Consider the following 18,760-nt stretch of genomic DNA (forward strand, 5'->3'; position numbering starts at 1 on the left):
AGCGTTAAAAATGCTTTGCAGTCCATGCACGAGGAATGTGTCGCTGCTTCAATTATATTTCCCTGGCTGAAATTTATTTTATTGTGATGAGATAATAGTTTTTCTTGCCGCGCTGCACGAGCAGATATTTGCCGTCAATGAGGTCGTCGGCAGTGACCGGGCGGTCGAACTCAGCAAGTTTCTCCTTGTTCAGGCTCACGCCGCCACCCTTTACCATCTTGCGCATCTCGCCCTTGCTGGGGAAAATGTCCCAGCCATCCTGACAGAACAGATCAATGGCCTTGCCGCCAAGCTCGCTCTGCGACAGCTCGTAATGGGGCACATCCTTGAACACATCGTTGAGCGTAGCCTCGTTGAGCTGGGCCAACTGTTCCTTAGTAGCCTTGCCGAAGAGAATGTTTGAGGCGGCAATGGCCATGTCGAGATCTTCCTGCGAGTGTACCATCACGGTCACCTCCTCGGCCAAGCGCTTCTGCAATACACGGCGACCCGGATCCTGACTGTGTTCGGCCACGAGGGCATCAATGGTTTCTTTGTCCAAGTCGGTGAATATCTTGATGTAGCGTTCGGCATCGTCGTCGCTCACGTTGAGCCAGAACTGATAGAAAGCGTAGGGGGTGGTGCGGTTGCGATCGAGCCACACATTGCCGCTTTCGGTCTTGCCAAACTTCTTGCCGTCGGCCTTGGTGATGAGCGGACAAGTAAGGCAGTAGGCTTCTGCCTCGTTGCCCAATGTGCGGCGAATGAGCTCCGTACCGGTAGTCATGTTGCCCCACTGGTCGTTGCCGCCCAGTTGCAGACGCACACCATAGTGCTGATATTGATAGAGGAAGTCGTAGCCCTGAAGCAGCTGATAGGTGAACTCCGTAAACGAAAGGCCGTCCCGAGCCTCGCCGTTGAGCCGCTTCTGCACGCTGTCCTTGGCCATCATGTAGTTCACGGTGATGTGCTTGCCCACAGTGCGCGCGAAGTCGAGGAACGTGAAGTCCTTCATCCAGTCGTAATTGTTCACCAGTTCAGCCCTGTTGGGATCGTTGCTGTCGAAGTCGAGGAACTTGGCAACCTGCTTCTTGATAGCCTCCTGATTGTGGTAGAGTGTTTCCGGATCGAGCAGGTTGCGCTCCTGGCTCTTGCCCGAAGGGTCGCCAATCATGCCCGTGGCGCCACCCACGAGCAGATAGGGCTTGTGGCCGCAACGCTGCAGATGGCGCAGCATCATAATGCCACAGAGGTGGCCAATATGAAGAGAATCGGCTGTGGGGTCAGTGCCCAGATAGGCCGACACCATGTTTTTCATGAGGTATTCTTCCGTACCCGGCATGATTTGGGCCAGCATGCCTCGCCATTTCAGTTCTTCAACAAAGTTTTTCATTCCAATTGGTTTTAAGCCCAAGGGGCCATGGTAAATATATCAAATGCGGGGCGCCTCCCGAGAGGACAACTTACGGAACCGGATCATACCCGCTTCCACCCCATGGATTACACCTCAATACACGCCACACAGCCAGCAAAAGCCCTTTTACCGGTCCGTGTTTGAGCAGGGCCTGACGGGCATATTCCGAACAACTCGGCGTAAAGCGGCACGACGATGGCGTAAAGGGCGTGATGAACTTCTGGTAGAATACGATGGGCAACACCAGCAACCACGCCAGTCCTCGCAACACGACACGCACCAGCTGCATCATACCTTTGCCTCCTGCTGAATCCGCTCACCCACCCGGCGCAGCAGGTTAACCACTTTCCGCTCAACTTCCTCACTGGCATGCAGCTTGTTGTCAAGCCACACAAAAGCAATCGCCGCAGGCTGTCCCACCAATGTCTTATGCCGGCGATAGGCCTCGCGCACCTGACGCTTCACATGGTTACGCTTCACGGCCCGCTTGAAACAACGCTTGGGAACACTCACCAGCATCTCTGACAAGATCCCGTCGTCAGCCGTTCCGCCCTCTGCCAGCAACATATAGACCACTCTCAAAGGAAAAGCCGACATCGAGCGGCTCTGGCCGCCCTTGAAGAGGACTTCTATCAGCTTCTTGCTGCACATCCGCTCCTCCTTGGTGAGTCTGGACTGTCCTGCCGGCATGCGTGGGTTATTGTTTTCCGTTCTCCTTTTCGAGAAAGTCTCTCAATGCACTCACCATTGAGGGATACTCCTTAGTTCCTGCCACCAAGGCCGGGGTAAATCCGGCATCGGCAATGGCCTTGCCCGTAGCCGGGCCAAAGGCGCCCAGCTTGAGCTGGTTCCCCTGCATGTCGGGGAAAGCCTTGGTGAGATAGTTCACGCCTGTGGGCGTCGAGAAAATCAGCATGTCATAGTCAAAGTGCTTGATCTCCTCCTCGCTGAACTCATTGCTCAGCGTGCGGTACATCACACATTCGGTATGCGTCAGCCCCTTGGCATCGAGCTTGTCCTTAATGTCGTCGTTGTGCACACTGCTCAGCGGCACCAGGTACTTCTCGAGCTTGTGCTTCATCATCAGAGGAATCAGATCATCTATCTTGCCCGTGGTGCCAAAGAACACCTTGCGCTTGCGGTATTGCACGTATTTCTGGATATAAAGCGAGATGGTCTCTGTCACACAGAAATACCTCATGTCCTCGGGAATGTTCAGACGGAGCTCTTTGGCCAACATGAAAAAGTAGTCGATGGCATGACGCGAGGTGAAGACGATGGCCGTGTGTGAGAGAATGCTCACTTTCTGCTGCCGAAACTCTTTTGCCGTGAGGCCTTCGACCTTGATAAAGGGACGAAAAATAAGTTCCACGCCATATTCTTTCTCGATGTCGTAATAAGGAGATTTCTCACTGGCCGGCTTGGGCTGAGATATCATGATCTTCTTAATCATCTTGTATTAAAAATTAATTTTCAAATAACTGTCCGTCAGCACCAGAGCTCCCCACAAGGCACCGAGTGGCATCAATTCAAGTGCACAAAAGTACAAAAAACTTTGCAGAAAAACACCGCTCTTTCTGAAAAAGATAATAAAGGTCTTGTAAAAAGCCAGAAGCTTTACCAGAATGATGACAAACATCGTGTAGACAACCGTGCCCTCAATGGAGAATCCAAAGTAGGCCAGCAGCATCACAACGGGGAAAAGAGCCAAGCCCTCGGTGGAGGCAAGAAAGAGTGCAGACTTCATCCATTGTTCGTTTTTTTTCTTTTCAAAAAACACCCAGTCCACCACCGCATAGAGTAGGGCTTTCAGCAAAAAGTAGACAGCCATGATGCCGGTATAGGTACCGATGATGAGGTATTGTGGAATGGTGAACGACTCATCGCCAAAGGTATTGGTACGAAAGAAGAAGATCAGGGCAAAGAGCAGACACGTCTGCAGCACGAGGAAGAGCTGAAACCGCAGTTCGCTGCTTGTTTCTGTAATCACGGTGGTGCCCTCACGCTGGGTGCGGAAGAAGTTTTTGAGCTGCCGTTGCAGGAAGTTGCCCGACTTGGCGACGGCCACCGTGGCAAAGACAAAACAGCCCAACAGGATGGATGTAATGAGATTGTCGCCGCCGATGGTGTAGGGAACGGGGTCGCCAGCCACGCCTTGCCGATAGACGGCATACTCGGGGCGATAGATAGAATCGGGTTGTACCAGCGAACGGCCATGGTACATGGGTTTATCGAGCGAGAAGCCCGAGGGCGCGTCGGCACGGGTCTGCGGCGTGCACATGGGGTTGTGGGCTTTGGTCCAGTCCACCTCCGGGAACTTGTAATTGGCCCTGATGGCCGAGTCCTGCTGCCAGGGCGTTGCCGTGCGGGGCAGCCAGCTTATAATCTCGCGGGGCGAGTGGTAGCCATCATGACGAACGCTGGAGGCCTCTTGTGACGAGGCTTCCAGCGTTTCTATATCCGCATGTTGGATGGAATCTTGCTGCATCATAGGCTATCAGAGCCCAAAGGCCTTGCGGATTCGCTCCACTTGGTCGAGCTTCTCCCAGGTAAAGAGCTCCACGTCCATCTCCTCTTTCTCATGGTAAAGACTGGTAAAAATCTTCTTCACCACCTGGTTCTTGCGGCCCATGTGTCCGTAGGCGGCCGTCTCGAAATACATGGGCTGGCGCAGCTTCAGCGTGCGTTCGATGGCTTTCGGACGCAGGTCGAAAAGCCGGCCTATCTGCCGGGCAATCTCGGCATCGGTGCAGTCCACGTGGCTGCGACCGTAGGTGTTCACGTAGATGCTCACGGGTTCGGCCACGCCGATGGCATAGGCCAGCTGTACCAGTATCTCGTCGGCCACACCGGCAGCCACCATGTTTTTGGCAATGTATCGGGCGGCATAGGCAGCCGAACGATCCACTTTGGAGGGATCCTTGCCCGAGAAAGCACCGCCGCCGTGGGCACCGCGCCCGCCATACGTATCGACAATGATCTTACGACCCGTGAGACCGGTATCGCCGTGGGGGCCGCCAATGACAAATTTGCCCGTAGGGTTCACCAGATACTTGATTTCATCGTTGAACAGTGTCCGCAACTTGTCGCCGGCCTCGGCCATCACACGCGGCATGAGGATGCCGACCACATCCTGACGAATCTGTGCCAGCATGGCCTCGTCGGCCCGTAGCTGTGCCTCGCGCGTGTCGTCCTCGGGCTGAATAAAGGGATCGTGCTGGGTCGACACCACGATGGTGTCGATGCGCAGCGGCTCGTTGTTCTCGCCGTATTCTATGGTTACCTGGCTCTTGGAGTCGGGACGCAGATAGGTCATCTGGCGGCCCTCCTTGCGAATCTGTGCCAGTGTGTACATAATAAGGTGTGCCAGGTCGAGCGTGGCGGGCATGTAGTTGTCGGTCTCGTTGCTGGCATAGCCGAACATCATGCCTTGGTCTCCGGCACCCTGGTTGTCCTCTTCCTCACGCGACACGCCGCGGTCTATGTCGTCACTCTGCTCATGAATAGCGGTCAGAACACCGCACGAGTTGTAGTCGAACTGGTATTCGGCCTTGCTGTAGCCAATGTGCTTGATGGCGCGGCGGGCCATGGTCTGCAGATCAATGTAGGCACTGGAACGCACCTCGCCCATGATGACCACCTGGCCGGTGGTGACGAACGACTCCACGGCGCAGTGCGACTTGCTGTCGTAGGCAAGAAACTGATCGAGTATGGCGTCTGAGACTTGGTCGGCCACCTTGTCGGGATGTCCCTCAGACACAGATTCTGACGAAAATAAATATGACATAAGATGTTGAGAATAAATGAGGCCGGCCTGCATGCCGGGCCAATGTAATGCTTATTTATTTCTGAGGGGATAAAGCGCAGGAGGATGCAGCCGCCCGTAGGCTTTGGGTTACAAAGTTACGAAGAAAAAGGGAACGTGCAAAGCAAAAGGATGAAATCCATCGGTTTTTGCCAAGAATGCTTGTTTATTGTTCCAAATGTGCGGGCCGGCACAGAGGCCGGCTCCTACGGCAATACCCCCCATTCCATTCGGCAACCAAACCCCATTTCCCAGGTTTGGGAAAAGACGAACCAATGAAAAAATAGCGTTCCTAAGGGTGGGAAACGATAAAACAGAGAAAAAATGGCGTTCCCAAGAGTGGGAAACGATAAACCGATGAAAAAATGGCGTTCCCAAGAGTGGGAAACGATAAACCGATGAAAAAATGGCGTTCCCAAGAGTGGGAAACGATAAAATGAAGAAAAAATGGCGTTCCAAGGCCTTGGGAACGATGAACCCCAAAAGCCATGGTCTGACTTTTGGGGTTCACTGCTATTAAGACATGCCGGAGGCAAATTGTCCGCACATCGAAACGGTTGGTGGCAAGTTGTCCGCGCATCGAAACAGTCGGCGGCAGACTGTCCACGCACCGAAACGGCCCGACGGCGACGCTTACTCCTGCGGCAGCATCACCACGCTTACCTTGTTGGCACCGGCAAGATAGTCCTTTACAAACTGAGAGATAGCCGCCGGCGTGATGCTCTCCACGATGTGCTTGTACTCGGTGTAGGAGTCGAGGCCCATCATGTAGTTGTTCATCACCACGCCACTCCAGTAGCCGTTGGTCTTGCTGTTGTCGTCGATCTGCTTGAGCATCAGCTTCTGAATCTTGTCCACCATTTCGGCGTCGCACTTCTCGGCCAGGTTGTTGATTTCCTCGTCGATAATCTTCAGCGCAATGTCTTTCTTCTCGGGCTTCATGGGACAGTAGGCCAGAATCTGTCCGATGTGGAATCCATCGTCGGCCACGCTCATGCCGCCCTGCGCACCACAGGAGTAGGCAGCACTGGCTTCCTCTCGGATTTCGCGCAGATAGACCATGGAGAGCACCTGTCCGGCCACGTCGGCCTTGATGGAATTTTCGAGCGAATAGGGCATCTTGTGGTTCAGCCACACCACGATGGAGTTGGCCTTGGGCGTCTCCATCTTGCGGTAAAACGTGTTGTCCACGCTCTTCTCGGTGAGCCGCGAGCTGCGCGTGCCCACGGCATTTTTGCCTTTGGAGGGCAGGGCTCCCAGATACTGGCAGACGAGCGGACGGATGGTGGCCTCGTCAAAATTGCCGATAATCTCGAACAGCCAGCCGTTGGCGTTGGCCGTGCGCTCCTTGGCCATCTGGAGGATGCGGTCGTAACTGATGTTCTTCACATCGTCGAGCAGCATGGGTGCATTGCGCCAGTTGTGCTCATAGAGGGTTGCAGAGAGCGAGTCCTGGAAAGCAATGTCGGGGTTCAGCTCACGATTTTTGAGACCAACCATGTACTGCTGGATGACGTTGTTGTAGGAGTCCTCATCCTTCTTGATGTTGGTGAAGTAGAGATAGGTCAGTTGCAGCATGGTCTCCACGTCCTTGGGTGTGGAGCTTCCGCTCACGCTCATGCGGCGTTCGCCCATGGTCAGGCTGGCGTTTGCAATCTTTCCGGCCAGGGCCTTGCTCAGCTCGGTGCTCGAGAAGTTGCCCAGACCGCTGGCATCGATCACCTGGTCGAAAGCCTGCAGGTTGGCAAAGTCGGCCCGTCCGTAGTTGGACGTGCCACTGCCGCCCACGCCGGTGAGCATCACCTGGTCTTTCTTGTAGTCGGTCTTCTTCAGCAGCACGGTCACGCCGTTGCTCAGGGTCAGGATGTCATAGTCGAACTTCTTGCTCTTCTGCTCCTTCTTGATTTTGCCGGCGGTGGGCAGCGTGGTCATCAGCGGCTCGTCCTTCACATTGTCCACATAGGCCTCCACCTGAGCGGTGCGGGCCTCATGCACGGCGGCGAGCAGCTGTTCGGCCGTGGGATAGACGGCGCCCTCGGCCTCATTGTTGAAGTTCAGTATCACCAGATTGGTGTCGCTCTTGCTCACCAACTGGGGCAGCACCTGGTTCACGGCCTCCAAGGGGATGGCGGGCACCAGCTGCTTCATGGTCTGATAGCTGTAGTCGATGCCCGGCATGGGCTCGTTGTTGAGGAAGTAGCCCAGTATCTCGCCGTAGAACTGCTGCGTGTAGCGCTTGTCCTTGTTGGAGTACATCTTGTCGAGCGAGCTCAGCGTGCTGCTCTGGTAACGCTTGTACTCGGTAGCCGTGAAGCCATGGTCGGCAGCCTGGCGCACCACCATGTAGGCGGCTTTCAGGGCCGCCGCCGTCTGGCTCATGTCCTTGGGCGAGACGTCGAGGCTGAAAGCGTCCTTGGTTTTGGCAAAGATATAGTTGCCGTCGCTGGTCTGGGCACCCACAAAGGGGCAGTCGGCTTTCTGCGCTGCCTCCACGAATCGCTGGTTGAGCATGTCGAGAGCGGCATTCTTCACATAGTTCTGCACCAGATAAGGCAGCTGTTGTTTCAGGCTGTCGGGGAAGCTCTCGTGCTTCATCATCAGGCTCACCACCGACTGCTGAAACTCCTTGTCCTTGTCGATGATGACGATGGGCTCGGCATTGTCGGGCACGGGTTCGGACACGAGGGCAGCCTCGTTGTCGGGGTTTTTGAAGCCGCCAAAGAGGGCTTTAATCTGTGCTTCCACGTGGTCCACGTCCACATCGCCCACGACGATGATGCCCTGGTGCGAGGGATGGTACCATTTGTGATAATAGTCCACCAGCTCCTTGCGCTTGAAATTGTCTACCACCGACATCAGGCCGATGGGATAGCGCAGTCCGTACTTCGAGCCGGGATAGAGCTTGGGCAGGTTGCGCTCGAGCATGCGGCTCTGTGCCGACGTGCGCAGCCGCCACTCCTCGTGAATCACGCCGCGCTCTTTCTCTATCTCTTCCTGCTCCAGCGTGAGGGCCGACGACCAGTCGCTCAGGATGAGCAGACACGAGTCGAGCGTGGACTGCCGCTGGGTGGGCACGTTGTCGATGTTGTACACCGTCTGGTCTATGCTGGTGTAGGCGTTCAGGTCGGCGCCGAACTCGATGCCGTGGGTGCGGCACCACTCGATGAGGTTGTTGCCCTTGAAGTGGGCCGACCCGTTGAAGGCCATGTGTTCCAGGAAGTGGGCCAGGCCGCGCTGGCTCTCTTCCTCCTGGAGGGAGCCCACTTTCTGCGCAATGTAGAAGTTGGCACGGTGCTCGGGCCAGTTGTTATAGCGAATGAAATAAGTGAGGCCATTGGACAGCTTGCCCATGCGCACCTCCTTGTCCACGGGCAGCGTCATGTCGGGCATCTGGGCCTGCACGGTGCCGGCCAGTAGCAACAGCACACCCGCAATGAGGTTTCTGATTCTCATAAAACGATGTTGATTAAGTACCATATTAATAATGAGCGGGCAAAGTTACGCCTTTTCCTCGAAAGGGCCAAAGGCTACAGCCCGATTCGATAGCCTACGGTCAGCGCGAAGCTGCTGTTGCGGAACGTGGGTTTCGACGGTACCCAGTCGCCGCCGGCTATGTTGGTCACGCCGAGATTGTAGCGCAGATCTATCACCACATGGCTCACTTCGTAGGACAAGCCCATGGGTATCGACACGTCGAGGCTCAATATGCTTGGCTTCTCGGTGCCCGCAACATACATCCCATCGGGTGTGTTGCCGGTGAGGGTGAGCTTGCCTTTCTGCTTCTTGTCTACGCAGAAAGCGGGCTGCACGCCGGCTTTCACGGCCAGACCTTTATAAATATAGAAGTTGGCCAACACCGGCACCGACACATAGTCCAGCGCGAGGCTCAGCCCATGAACCGACACCGTGGCCTTGAGGTCACTGTCGTAAGTGTCGAAACCCTTGAAGTTGACGCCCTGACGGCTGTACAGAGCTCCCAGCGTGAGCCCCCACTTGGGGCTGAACTGATACTGCGCCTCGGCGCCAACAACCAGTCCCAGCCGCTCCGTCGTCCTGTCCGTGCCGTAGCTGCTTGTCACTTGAATGGGCGCTCCGCCCGGGTTCGGCACGTCCGCAGGACGCGCATACACCATCCCGACCGTGGCCCCGGGGTGGCCGGTCACGCTCGACACGGCAACGCCCACTTTCGGCGTGATGCTCCAAGTCTTGGGTTGGGGTTGTGCGGCGGCCGTGAGGGCCGTCAGCAGCAGACCGGCCGTCAGTGCGCCAGTTCCGATACATAGATTCTTTTTCATTTGTTGTTACGATTATTTTTGATTGAACATTTGTTTTCCGTGTGGCCCGTCCCGCCGGCCGTTGGCTCACTTGCATCCGCGCGCAATGTTGCGCGGATGGTGCTGCAGAATCTCTTGCCGCAGCGACTCATCGTCCATGTGGGTGTAGATTTCGGTGGTGCCGATGTCGGCATGGCCCAGCAGGGCCTGGATGACGCGCAGGTCGGCGCCGCCCCGCAGCAGGGCCGTGGCAAACGAGTGGCGCAGTGTGTGGGGCGAAATGGTCTTGTGAATGCCGGCCAATTCGGCCTGACGCTTAATCATGATGAGTATCATCACGCGCGTGAGATGGTGGCCGCGCCGGTTCAGAAACACGTAGTCTTCCTCGCCCGGCTGGATGTTCATCTTGCGGCGGTCGTCAAACCAGAGGTCGAGCTCGTGCAGGGCACGGTCGGAAATGGGCACCAACCGCTCCTTGTTGCCCTTGCCCAGCACGCGGATGAACCGCTCCTCGGCATAGAGACAAGAGAGGCGCAGGTGGGTGAGTTCGGACACACGCAGTCCGCAGGAGAACAAAACCTCGATGATGGCACGGTTGCGATGGCCCTCGTTGGTCGAAAGGTCGATACTGTCTTCCAGTGCATCCACCTCGGCCGTAGTGAGATATTCGGGCAGGTGGCGAGGCAGATGGGGCGACTCCAGCAGCTCCGTGGGGTCCACCTCCAGGTAGCCGTCGAGCACCAGATAGCGGTAGAAAGCCCGCACGCCGCTAAGGATGCGTGCCTGCGACTTGGCCCCGATGCCGCGCTCGTGAAGCGTGGCGGCAAAATGTTGCAGGTGTTCCAGCTTCACTTCGAGCGGCCCCAGCCGTTGCGTGCCGAGATAGCCGAGCAGATGGGTCAGGTCGTGACGATAGGCCTCCAGCGTGTTATCGGCGTAGTTGCGCTCCAGCTTCAGGTAGCGCACATAGCGGCGAACCATGTCGTCCACGGGATGGTTATGGGCTGTTTTCATGGGTTGTACAGAGACGCGGGCCAGTATCGCCGCAAATAAAATCCGCTCATTTGCTTTGCCTTTTCTCCGTTTTGGCTTAACTTTGCAGGAGCGACGACGCCCTTGTCGGCTTGCGTCTTCGCTGCAAAGTTAGCAGAAACCCTCCAAATAGCAAAACAAAAATGAAGAAGATTCTGATTCTTAACGGCCCCAATCTCAACTTGCTGGGAGTGCGCGAGCCGGGCATCTACGGCACTTGTTCGTTCGACGACTATCTGCCCGTCCTGCGCAGCCGCTTCCCCGAGGTGGAGCTCCACTATTATCAAAGCAATGTCGAGGGCGAGCTCATCAACAAAATGCAGGAGGTGGGGTTCACTTTTGACGGCATTGTGCTCAATGCCGGGGCCTACACCCACACCTCTGTGGCCCTGCTCGACTGTATCCGCTCGCTGCGTTGCCCGGTCGTTGAGGTGCACATCTCCAACGTGCACCAGCGCGAGGAGTTCCGCCACCACTCCATGATTTCGGCCGGTTGCAAGGGCGTTGTCTGCGGATTCGGACTCAAGGGCTACGAGTTGGCGATAGAAGGAGTTAGCAATTCATAATTCAAAATTCAAAATTCAAAATTGGCTGCGCGGGAGCCGACAAGCCCGACTGCTGCCTGTGAGCGTTTGTGCCTACCATGAAGTTGGCCCGCACTGCCCCTTGCAGGGATTCGACAATGGCTTTGAAAAGAATCGACAACGACTTTGAAATGATGAGAGAAAAGAACATTTCCTGCTCCAATTTTGAATTTTGAATTATGAATTTTGAATTAATAAATTATATTTTGGCGCACAGCGAACCCGAGGGCGACTATCTCTACCGCCTCTACCGCGCCACCAACATCCACACCATCCACGGTAGAATGGCCAGCGGACACCTGCAGGGCCGGCTGCTCAAGATGCTCGTCATGCTGCAACGGCCGCGCTATATCCTGGAGGTGGGCACTTTCTCGGGCTACTCGGCCATCTGCATGGCCGAGGGATTGCAGGAAATTGACCGGGAGAACCGGCCTTTCCAAATTCAACAAAACCATTCAAATTCTGCAACATCGCCTGGGATTGCCGACTCCTCCCCCACTGCAAACGGCACGGAAGAGGGCCCCAAGCTGTTCACTTTCGAGATTAACGACGAGATGGAAGACTTCACGCGGCCGTGGATCGAGGGTTCGTCCGTGGCCCGCTTCATCGACTTCCGCATTGGCGATGCCTGCACCGAAGCCCCAAAACTGGGTGTAAAGTTCGACATGGCCTTTGTCGACGGTGACAAACGCCACTATGTGGAGACCTACGAAGCCCTGTTGCCACTGATGAATCGCGGTAGCCTCATTCTGGCCGACAACACGCTTTGGGACGGCCACGTGGTGGATTCGGCCTACAACCACGACCCGCAGACGCAGGGCATACGCCGATTCAACGACCACATTGCCCGTGACTCCCGCGTGCAGCAAGTCATCCTGCCCCTACGCGACGGCCTTACCCTTATCCGAAAGAAGTAGCCAACGAAACGGAATGGAATACATTCCACTTCATTTCATTCATCCATGCAGGATATAATAAAACGCTTCGCCCACATCCTTTCCAAATTGGAAGATGACAAAACAGGCAGCAGACGCCAAACCAATCTTCATAAAAACATGCTGTTCGGCCGTTTTTAGAATGTACGTCCACCATTTACGAAGTTCTCTTTCCATATCAGAATGTGAAATATTCTCTAATTATCTGATTATCAGTAAGTTATGGCCTTAATGAAAATATGTTATTAAACACCGTTATTATTTGCCTACAGCAAAGTTAATAGTTTTCCTGTAAACCTGCAAAATATCCTGTGTATATTTAATTCTTTTTAAGAAAAATACAAATGGGTTAACTTCCCATAAATAGAAGCTAACCCATCATCATATAACAGAAAACAAATCATTCAAAATCGTTCGTTCCAAGCCTTTGTTTCCATTCACCAAATATCTTTATCGTTTTATTGGCTTAAAGCCCTTAAATCGCTTTAAAATGCCCTTAAATCGAATTTCGTCGGCAGTGTCACAGTGGTAAATAAAGTTTGAAAATCCAAAATCCCACAAAGAAAGGTGGGGTGGGGTTTTGGTGGGGGTGGTCTCAAAAAATGACCCCATACCCCCTTCTTTAACAAATTATTTGATGTATATCTACAACCATAAATTATTTGATTTCAATTTCAATGTCCTTTTTGTCTTTCAGCAGTTCCATCAGCTTGTTCAGTTTCTCCTCACTTCTGAAAACACCACCCTTAAATGTGTTCATCCCTACCAAGATACATCCATCAGTATCAGTCGGAAAGTTGCCTTGATGAATCCTTATCCCACTGAATCCCTTTACATTTGTCAACAAAGGCAATACCCTCTTGAATTTTGGACTGTAGGTCAATTCGATTTTATAAGTTCCAACAGGGATGGCAGTTTTTCCAAATATCTTGTGTGCCTTAACATACAGTACATTGTCAGTGTCTTTCAATCCCCTGTCAGTATCTTCCAAGGTATTGCAAACAAAGTTTGAATCAACATACAAACATCCGATTGTATAATCTTTTTTTTTAGCTATTCTTTTCAATATGATTTTTGTCATTGTCCAATAGTTCTTTTAACAAAATTATCAAATCATTCTTGGCGGAACTCCTGAAACTTCCCAATTGGTTTCTAAAGTATATGCTTACTCCAAAGATGCTTCCCCCCGCAACGAATGCCTAAGCTATATATAGTAATACTCCATTGGCAATATTAAGGGTAAGAAAGAAACTTACAAATGCGATTAATATGCCACTCACAATCAGTGTAATGGCACTTACATACTATGCTTGGTCCTTAAAACCAAGCTCCTTCCATTTTTCTTTCATTATTTTTATTATTACATCAGTTCTTTTAATTCTCTAACAGCAGTGTTCGGTGACTTTGTTTTGTCTATTATAACCCAACTGAACAATTCAATGTTTGAGCTTGTTCCGTCAAATGGTGCTGACAGCAGTGTCATACTTTCTATTTTCTGTTGGTTCATATTAAGTGATGTCCAATATGGTCTAAGGGTATTGCCGCCAAAAGACAATTCCAAATCATAGATTGCACCGCCACCGTCACATTGCACATATACATTTGAACTGAAGAAATAGCTGTTGGTTGTCGTTCCAATATACTTTGCCCAAGCATTGTTTATTATTCTTATAGTTTTTCCCCTATAAATTTCATTGTTGGCATTGGGCAGGTTGACATAAGTCGGCCTTGCAACACGGTATGGCATACCATCATAAAAAGTGGTTGAAGTTCCAAAGTCACCGCTGATTAACAGCACGTCAGCCGTTGAACTTGACCTGTTGATATTGGTAAGGTTGTTGTTGCTTGAAACATTTTCTGAATCGGCAGTTATAATATCAATGTTATGATAGAAATTCTTTGATTTGATTGTACCGCTTACAACCATATTGCCGCCACTGTCAACTCCTATTGATTGTGACCCGTCGCTGTTTTTCACAATGAATTTGTCGGCAGTGGTCTCAATTTTCCCGTTGGAAATGTCTATGCCCGTTTTTACATTCAGGTCATTGTACACTTCTGCTTTGATGTTGTTGGCAGTTTGTGATATTTTGCTTATTGTCTTCTCTGAAAATTTCTGACAATATGTTACTCTTCCCCCAATTTCGAGTTTCACACCTGCGACATAAGCCTCTTGATTTGCATTCAATCTGCAAACAATCAATTTCTTGCCATTGCCATTGTTGGGCAATGAAGACCAAGTAATCTGATAATATTTCCAATCCGAAGTGAGGCTTGTTGTACTTGAACCGTCCATCGACGAAGTTGGGCTTACCATAGAATAATAGTGGCTTCCATCAGCATTTATTATTCCCTGCACTGCTTCGGGATAAAGAAAACTTGTCATTTCAGTTCCTTTTGCATAGAATGACAATGTGTAGGTATTTTTATCGTTGATATTGATGTCGTTTGGAAGTTTAATGACATCTGCATAGGATGTGCCATTGTTCTTGCTATGAATACAGTCATAGGTTGTGCTGTCATCCAAAACACATCCATTCTTTATCAGTTCAACAGTGCAACTTGAACTGCCACTTGCTTTCAATTCCGCCAAATCATCAGGTAAAAGGTTGTTGTTGATTGTAAGTTCACCTTCTGCCAAAGTCCAAGGTGTTGCAACGCTTCCTTTTTCCAATTGACACCAATTTACAATCATAAAATGCTTGTTGTCAGTAATTCTTTTTTTGTCCTTCTAAAGGTAGAAATTGATGTGTAGCTTGCCACTGTATTTTGCGGTGAACGTGATCGATTTGGTCGTTGGCGTTGCAGAATCAATGGTTAATGATTCCAATTGGGTTGTCCCGTTGCTTGAATGAAGATAAACGTTAAGCACACCACCACTGTCAAGCAATGCTTGTTGACACATCCCATTGACGCTGAAGGTATATGTTGTGTCTTTCACAATGTCAACCACAAAAGGTTTTGCGCCATATACCTTTGACACCATCCTTAGATAACTTCCACTTATAAGGTTTCTTCTTTCAGTCGATGTGTTGTCAACAACTGTCTTGACACTGCCAACCGTTGATTCAATTTCGTTTGCCTTTTGGGTTAAAGTTGAGTAATTGTTTGTTATTGTTCTTGCATTATTCTCTATTTTTGTTTCATTGGCCGTCACCCTGCTTTTGATGCTTGCCACTTCTGTATCGGTTGCCTATTTGATTTCAAATGCAGCGGATGGCAAAAATATGATTGATGTCAGCCTTACGTCCAACACTGTTGTTCCATTTACCAACTCGATGACAAAGTATGTTGGTTTTGTTGACAGACTAAAATAATTGGTCATAAAGGTAGCATTGGTGTATGTTGGATATAATGTGTTAATGGATAAATTGGTGCTGTTTGTACTTGTGGATGGTCTGAATCTTATGAAATGTGTGCTGTCAGAATTTATATTGGTAATGGTGTTCCCTACTGTATGTTTGATACTGTATTTAAAGGCCACGCCCAAATTGCCATTCTTGTCAACAACAGCAGTTTCAGACAGTGGAAATAGCTTAAACATTTCTGCATCAGTACCTTTATCTCCTTTACCGCCTTTGTCTCCTTTATCTCCTTTATCTCCCTTTAAATCCTAATCATTGGGAATGTAAGCTGTGTTTACCTTCCCATATTCCACCTTCACTTTCCTGAATCTGAATTTGCAAGTGCAATTGTCAAACCTAAATTGAAATGGGAAGACATTGCTTTCCACAATTGGTTTTAATGTAAAGGAACAATAATAAACACCATTTGCCTTGTCAATGTTATTGTGCGTGGTGTTGAATGACCAATCACTAATGTTTCCATTTTTATGGCCTTGTACAACACATCTCGGTGTATCAGTTGTTGATCCAACAAAATCTTTTATTTCAACTTCAATGCTGAAAGTAATATCTTGGGTGGTTGGAATCCTATCGGTCAAACTATAAGAATAAACAAAGACTTTATTATTTCCTGTAAGTGCGCTTACTTCTACCCAATCTGTCCAATTGCTTGTGGTTTTTAAAGCCAAATTTGCATTGACAGAATTGCCATCTTTGCCATTCTCCAAAGTTGATATTGTAATTTGTCCCCTTGCTATGTTATTTGCCATAATCAAATTATTTAAAAGGAGTAGGATTCATTTCCTACTCCAATGTTATTATTTACTCAAAGTCACTATGAATGTGGCACTTACTGATATTTCTGATTTTGTGACCGTTATGCTTCGGCCTGTCTTTGATCCGCCTGTTCCCCAACTTGTATCTAAAACACCTGTTTTATTATATTTCTGCCAAGTGCAAGTTAGTCCTGTAAAGAATGAATCTCCCAACATCGCACCATTCTGCCATACATTGACGGTCAATGTTGTTGATGTGTTTCCATTCGTTAAAACATTTCCTGACGGTGATACAATTTCAACGGAATATGGATCAGACATATCAGCAAATGATATAATGTCTGAAACGGATGTGTTTTTTGTCCCACTCGCGGGATCTGTGTCAGTTATTATACATTTGTATGTTGCATAATTCAGCACTGCCGCTGAAGGTATGGTGATTTCATTGGTGTTAAAATTGGTGATACCGTTTGCATTGGCCGTTGTAATGTCTTTCCAAGTGCCGTCAAGAACTTGCCATTTGTAGCTCACATTGCTATTGTCAATATTTGATCCCCTCCACATATCGCAATGTGCTTTCAATACAGTGGTGTTGCCATTCTTAAAAACCGTTCCGTTTGGTGCAAAGGCTATGGCCCTAATCTGTTGGCCTGTATTTGTTACTTTGGTGATTGTATAAGTAGCCTTTGCAGTAGTCTCCGCACCTGTTTCAGGGTCTACATAAATAACGGTGCAAGTTATGGTAAGTGTCGGTACACTTGAAAGGTTGTTCTTGATTGTAAGTGCATAAGGCGAACTTGTTGCAGCGGTAGCCCCATAATTGGATATTGTTGCAGTACCGTTAATGGTCCAATTTGGCACACCTTTAATTCTCCAAATCTGATTGTTTGCTGTGCCGCTGACATATAATTCAGGTTTAATCACCAAATTTGACGAAGCATAGTTTGGCACATAAGAACTGTTTTCCTGATTGAAAATCTGCGTTGCTGCGTGGTTGCTTGATAAGAAAAGATTGATTGACTTGCCGTCATTCAAATCAACGATTGTGATTTGTCCTCTTGCGATATTAGCCATAATTTAATTTTTTAATTTCTTTATAAATAATTTTTAATGCTGTCAATGTCTATTATACAGTCAAAGGTGCATCTTCTGACAACATCCTCGTCTTTTAAATGTATTGTCTTGCCAATGCCTTCCTTTGTCTTGTTCCAAGATGCGTCAGCATCTGTGTTTGAACTTGTCCTAACCCAACTGAACAAGGACGGTGGAATATTGTCCGTTATGTTTTTCAATCCGCACCATACTTCAGCATACAAGTCCACTTCCCTGTCGTTTACAAGTGTCAGGTTTCCATCAAGAGAAAACACTCTTACATCTATATTGTTTTCTCCCTGATAGGCGTTGTCCTTGATGAAGTCTTCAATTGTCTGTCCGTCTGACACCTTGAAGTCACCTATGAAACTATTGAATTCAGCACTGATTACATTTCCCCTGTGTGTCTCCAATTTGTAGTCATTGATGCCTTTGTATTGCACTATTGACGGTGCCTTCAAAGCAGCATCCAAGAATTTGCTGTTGTATGCCGACAAAATGATTGCATTTTGTCTTGTTGGATCATTTCTGTTGCCAAGTTGTACTATCTTGTCACCGACAGATGGGTTTGCTGTAGATGCCTTGTCCTTGTCTGAATCAGAAAGAACCACATAGTTGTACAACACGCCATCCATTGTTTCAGTTCCGATTGCAGTGCATAGCCTCCAATAAAAAGTATTGGAGACATTGTTTGACGTTCCGACACTTGCATTAAAGGTTTGGCATACAATCTGATCATTCACTTCAAATTGATTGTATATTTTCTTTTCACCGTCAGTAGCCTTCCAATAACACTTGAAACCGCCGTTTACTGTTATGGTCTTATTCAAAGTTGCATTGGCAGGGGTAAGTATTATTTGACCGCCCACTGATTTTATTTCATCAATCACAAGACTGAAAAAATGTGCTGCCTTGGTAACTGTAAGCGTTTCAACTGATATGTTGTTGCTTGTCAAATCCTTTAACGTGGCATTGTCATAAGTCAGTTTTGTTCCTGACAATTCCTTTATGATACCTTTTAAATAATTCAGCTGTTCACCACTTAGATTTGTGATTGTGCCGTTGGTTGAAACAATGTCGGTTGTTTCAATGCTTGAAGATTTGATGTTTCCGTCAACGGTTGCATTTGATTTTACATTTATGTCACCATTTATTTCAGCACTTGACGCTTTGATACTTCCTTTAACAGTTGCATTTGACTTTATCGTTATGTCACCACCCACATCGACATCATTTGAAGTGTGCAAGTTATCAGCATTGATTGTTATGTCCTCATAGGTCTTGTTTTCATCCTCGCTTGTTTCAGCGTTTATTTCTGTAACTTGACCTACAACACCCTTAATATCTTGTGTACCATCAAATGGATTTCCATAAATGGTGTGTGTCTCTGCCAATTTCCCTGCCTTGCCACTTGATGATGAATCAACGCCACTTCCAATAACAGCATCATTCACAACACTTACCACACTGCTTCTTTGTACTTGTTCTGCTGTCTTTTTTGAATTGTACTTGTTAAACTTCATAA

The 18,760-nt window shown here is 49.4% G+C and carries 19 protein-coding genes; 2 read left to right on the plus strand and 17 right to left on the minus strand.

Going from position 1 to position 18,760, the window contains the following annotated elements; all coding sequences use genetic code 11:
- Positions 1-73: 73 nt before the first annotated feature.
- The 10 genes from tyrS to PREDE_RS06600 form a co-directional block, all read right to left on the minus strand.
- Complete coding sequence (gene tyrS, locus PREDE_RS06565; RefSeq protein WP_005845230.1) at positions 74-1,372, minus strand: tyrosine--tRNA ligase; 1,299 nt, start codon at positions 1,370-1,372, stop codon at positions 74-76.
- A gap of 70 nt (positions 1,373-1,442) precedes the next feature.
- Positions 1,443-1,682, minus strand: coding sequence for a membrane protein insertion efficiency factor YidD (gene yidD, locus PREDE_RS13475; protein ID WP_005845231.1), 240 nt, complete (start codon positions 1,680-1,682; stop codon positions 1,443-1,445).
- On the minus strand, positions 1,682-2,083 hold the full coding sequence (rnpA, locus tag PREDE_RS06570) for a ribonuclease P protein component (protein WP_005845232.1): 402 nt from the start codon (positions 2,081-2,083) through the stop codon (positions 1,682-1,684). The genes yidD and rnpA overlap by 1 nt, the downstream gene beginning before the upstream one ends.
- Before the next feature lie 7 nt (positions 2,084-2,090).
- On the minus strand, positions 2,091-2,846 hold the full coding sequence (locus PREDE_RS06575; protein WP_005845233.1) for a uroporphyrinogen-III synthase: 756 nt from the start codon (positions 2,844-2,846) through the stop codon (positions 2,091-2,093).
- Positions 2,847-2,852: 6 nt separating this feature from the next.
- Entirely contained in the window at positions 2,853-3,884 is a 1,032-nt protein-coding gene (locus PREDE_RS06580) for a DUF4271 domain-containing protein (RefSeq protein WP_005845234.1), read from the minus strand.
- A 6-nt stretch (positions 3,885-3,890) separates the two neighbouring features.
- Entirely contained in the window at positions 3,891-5,180 is a 1,290-nt protein-coding gene (gene metK, locus PREDE_RS06585; RefSeq protein WP_027953061.1) for a methionine adenosyltransferase, read from the minus strand.
- A gap of 108 nt (positions 5,181-5,288) precedes the next feature.
- Positions 5,289-5,657: a hypothetical protein gene (locus tag PREDE_RS13845; RefSeq protein WP_155801334.1), complete on the minus strand. Its 369-nt coding sequence runs from the start codon at positions 5,655-5,657 to the stop codon at positions 5,289-5,291.
- A 174-nt stretch (positions 5,658-5,831) separates the two neighbouring features.
- Positions 5,832-8,651, minus strand: a complete 2,820-nt coding sequence (locus tag PREDE_RS06590) for a M16 family metallopeptidase (protein ID WP_005845237.1) — start codon at positions 8,649-8,651, stop codon at positions 5,832-5,834.
- 74 nt (positions 8,652-8,725) lie between these two features.
- Positions 8,726-9,493, minus strand: a complete 768-nt coding sequence (locus PREDE_RS06595) for a porin family protein (protein WP_005845238.1) — start codon at positions 9,491-9,493, stop codon at positions 8,726-8,728.
- Between the two features lie 66 nt (positions 9,494-9,559).
- On the minus strand, positions 9,560-10,486 hold the full coding sequence (locus PREDE_RS06600) for a site-specific tyrosine recombinase (protein WP_005845239.1): 927 nt from the start codon (positions 10,484-10,486) through the stop codon (positions 9,560-9,562).
- A 161-nt stretch (positions 10,487-10,647) separates the two neighbouring features.
- On the opposite strand from PREDE_RS06600, the gene aroQ reads away from it, so the two are divergent.
- Both aroQ and PREDE_RS06615 read left to right on the plus strand, forming a co-directional pair.
- Entirely contained in the window at positions 10,648-11,070 is a 423-nt protein-coding gene (gene aroQ / locus PREDE_RS06605; protein ID WP_005845241.1) for a type II 3-dehydroquinate dehydratase, read from the plus strand.
- 197 nt (positions 11,071-11,267) lie between these two features.
- Entirely contained in the window at positions 11,268-12,005 is a 738-nt protein-coding gene (locus PREDE_RS06615) for an O-methyltransferase (RefSeq protein WP_005845244.1), read from the plus strand.
- 39 nt (positions 12,006-12,044) lie between these two features.
- Here the strand turns inward: PREDE_RS06615 and PREDE_RS14040 are convergent, their stop codons facing one another.
- From PREDE_RS14040 to PREDE_RS06635, 7 genes are all read right to left on the minus strand, one after another.
- Positions 12,045-12,200: a hypothetical protein gene (locus tag PREDE_RS14040; protein ID WP_005845246.1), complete on the minus strand. Its 156-nt coding sequence runs from the start codon at positions 12,198-12,200 to the stop codon at positions 12,045-12,047.
- A 481-nt stretch (positions 12,201-12,681) separates the two neighbouring features.
- The gene (locus PREDE_RS06620; protein ID WP_005845248.1) at positions 12,682-13,104 is read right to left on the minus strand and encodes a DUF5675 family protein; all 423 of its coding nucleotides are present in this window, start codon (positions 13,102-13,104) and stop codon (positions 12,682-12,684) included.
- Positions 13,105-13,383: 279 nt separating this feature from the next.
- Positions 13,384-14,718 (minus strand): hypothetical protein, encoded by a 1,335-nt coding sequence (locus PREDE_RS06625; RefSeq protein ID WP_005845250.1) that lies wholly within the window; start codon positions 14,716-14,718, stop codon positions 13,384-13,386.
- 36 nt (positions 14,719-14,754) lie between these two features.
- Positions 14,755-15,201 (minus strand): hypothetical protein, encoded by a 447-nt coding sequence (locus PREDE_RS13850; protein WP_154648447.1) that lies wholly within the window; start codon positions 15,199-15,201, stop codon positions 14,755-14,757.
- 435 nt (positions 15,202-15,636) lie between these two features.
- A complete protein-coding gene (locus tag PREDE_RS13480) occupies positions 15,637-16,137 on the minus strand; it encodes a hypothetical protein (RefSeq protein WP_005845255.1) in 501 nt (166 codons plus the stop codon).
- 48 nt (positions 16,138-16,185) lie between these two features.
- Positions 16,186-17,217, minus strand: a complete 1,032-nt coding sequence (locus PREDE_RS13485) for a hypothetical protein (RefSeq protein WP_005845257.1) — start codon at positions 17,215-17,217, stop codon at positions 16,186-16,188.
- 20 nt (positions 17,218-17,237) lie between these two features.
- Positions 17,238-18,758, minus strand: a complete 1,521-nt coding sequence (locus PREDE_RS06635) for a polymer-forming cytoskeletal protein (protein WP_005845259.1) — start codon at positions 18,756-18,758, stop codon at positions 17,238-17,240.
- Between the last annotated feature and the right edge of the window lie 2 nt (positions 18,759-18,760).

Origin of the sequence: Prevotella dentalis DSM 3688 (genome assembly GCF_000242335.1) — a bacterium.
Classification (GTDB): Bacteria; Bacteroidota; Bacteroidia; order Bacteroidales; family Bacteroidaceae; genus Prevotella; species Prevotella seregens.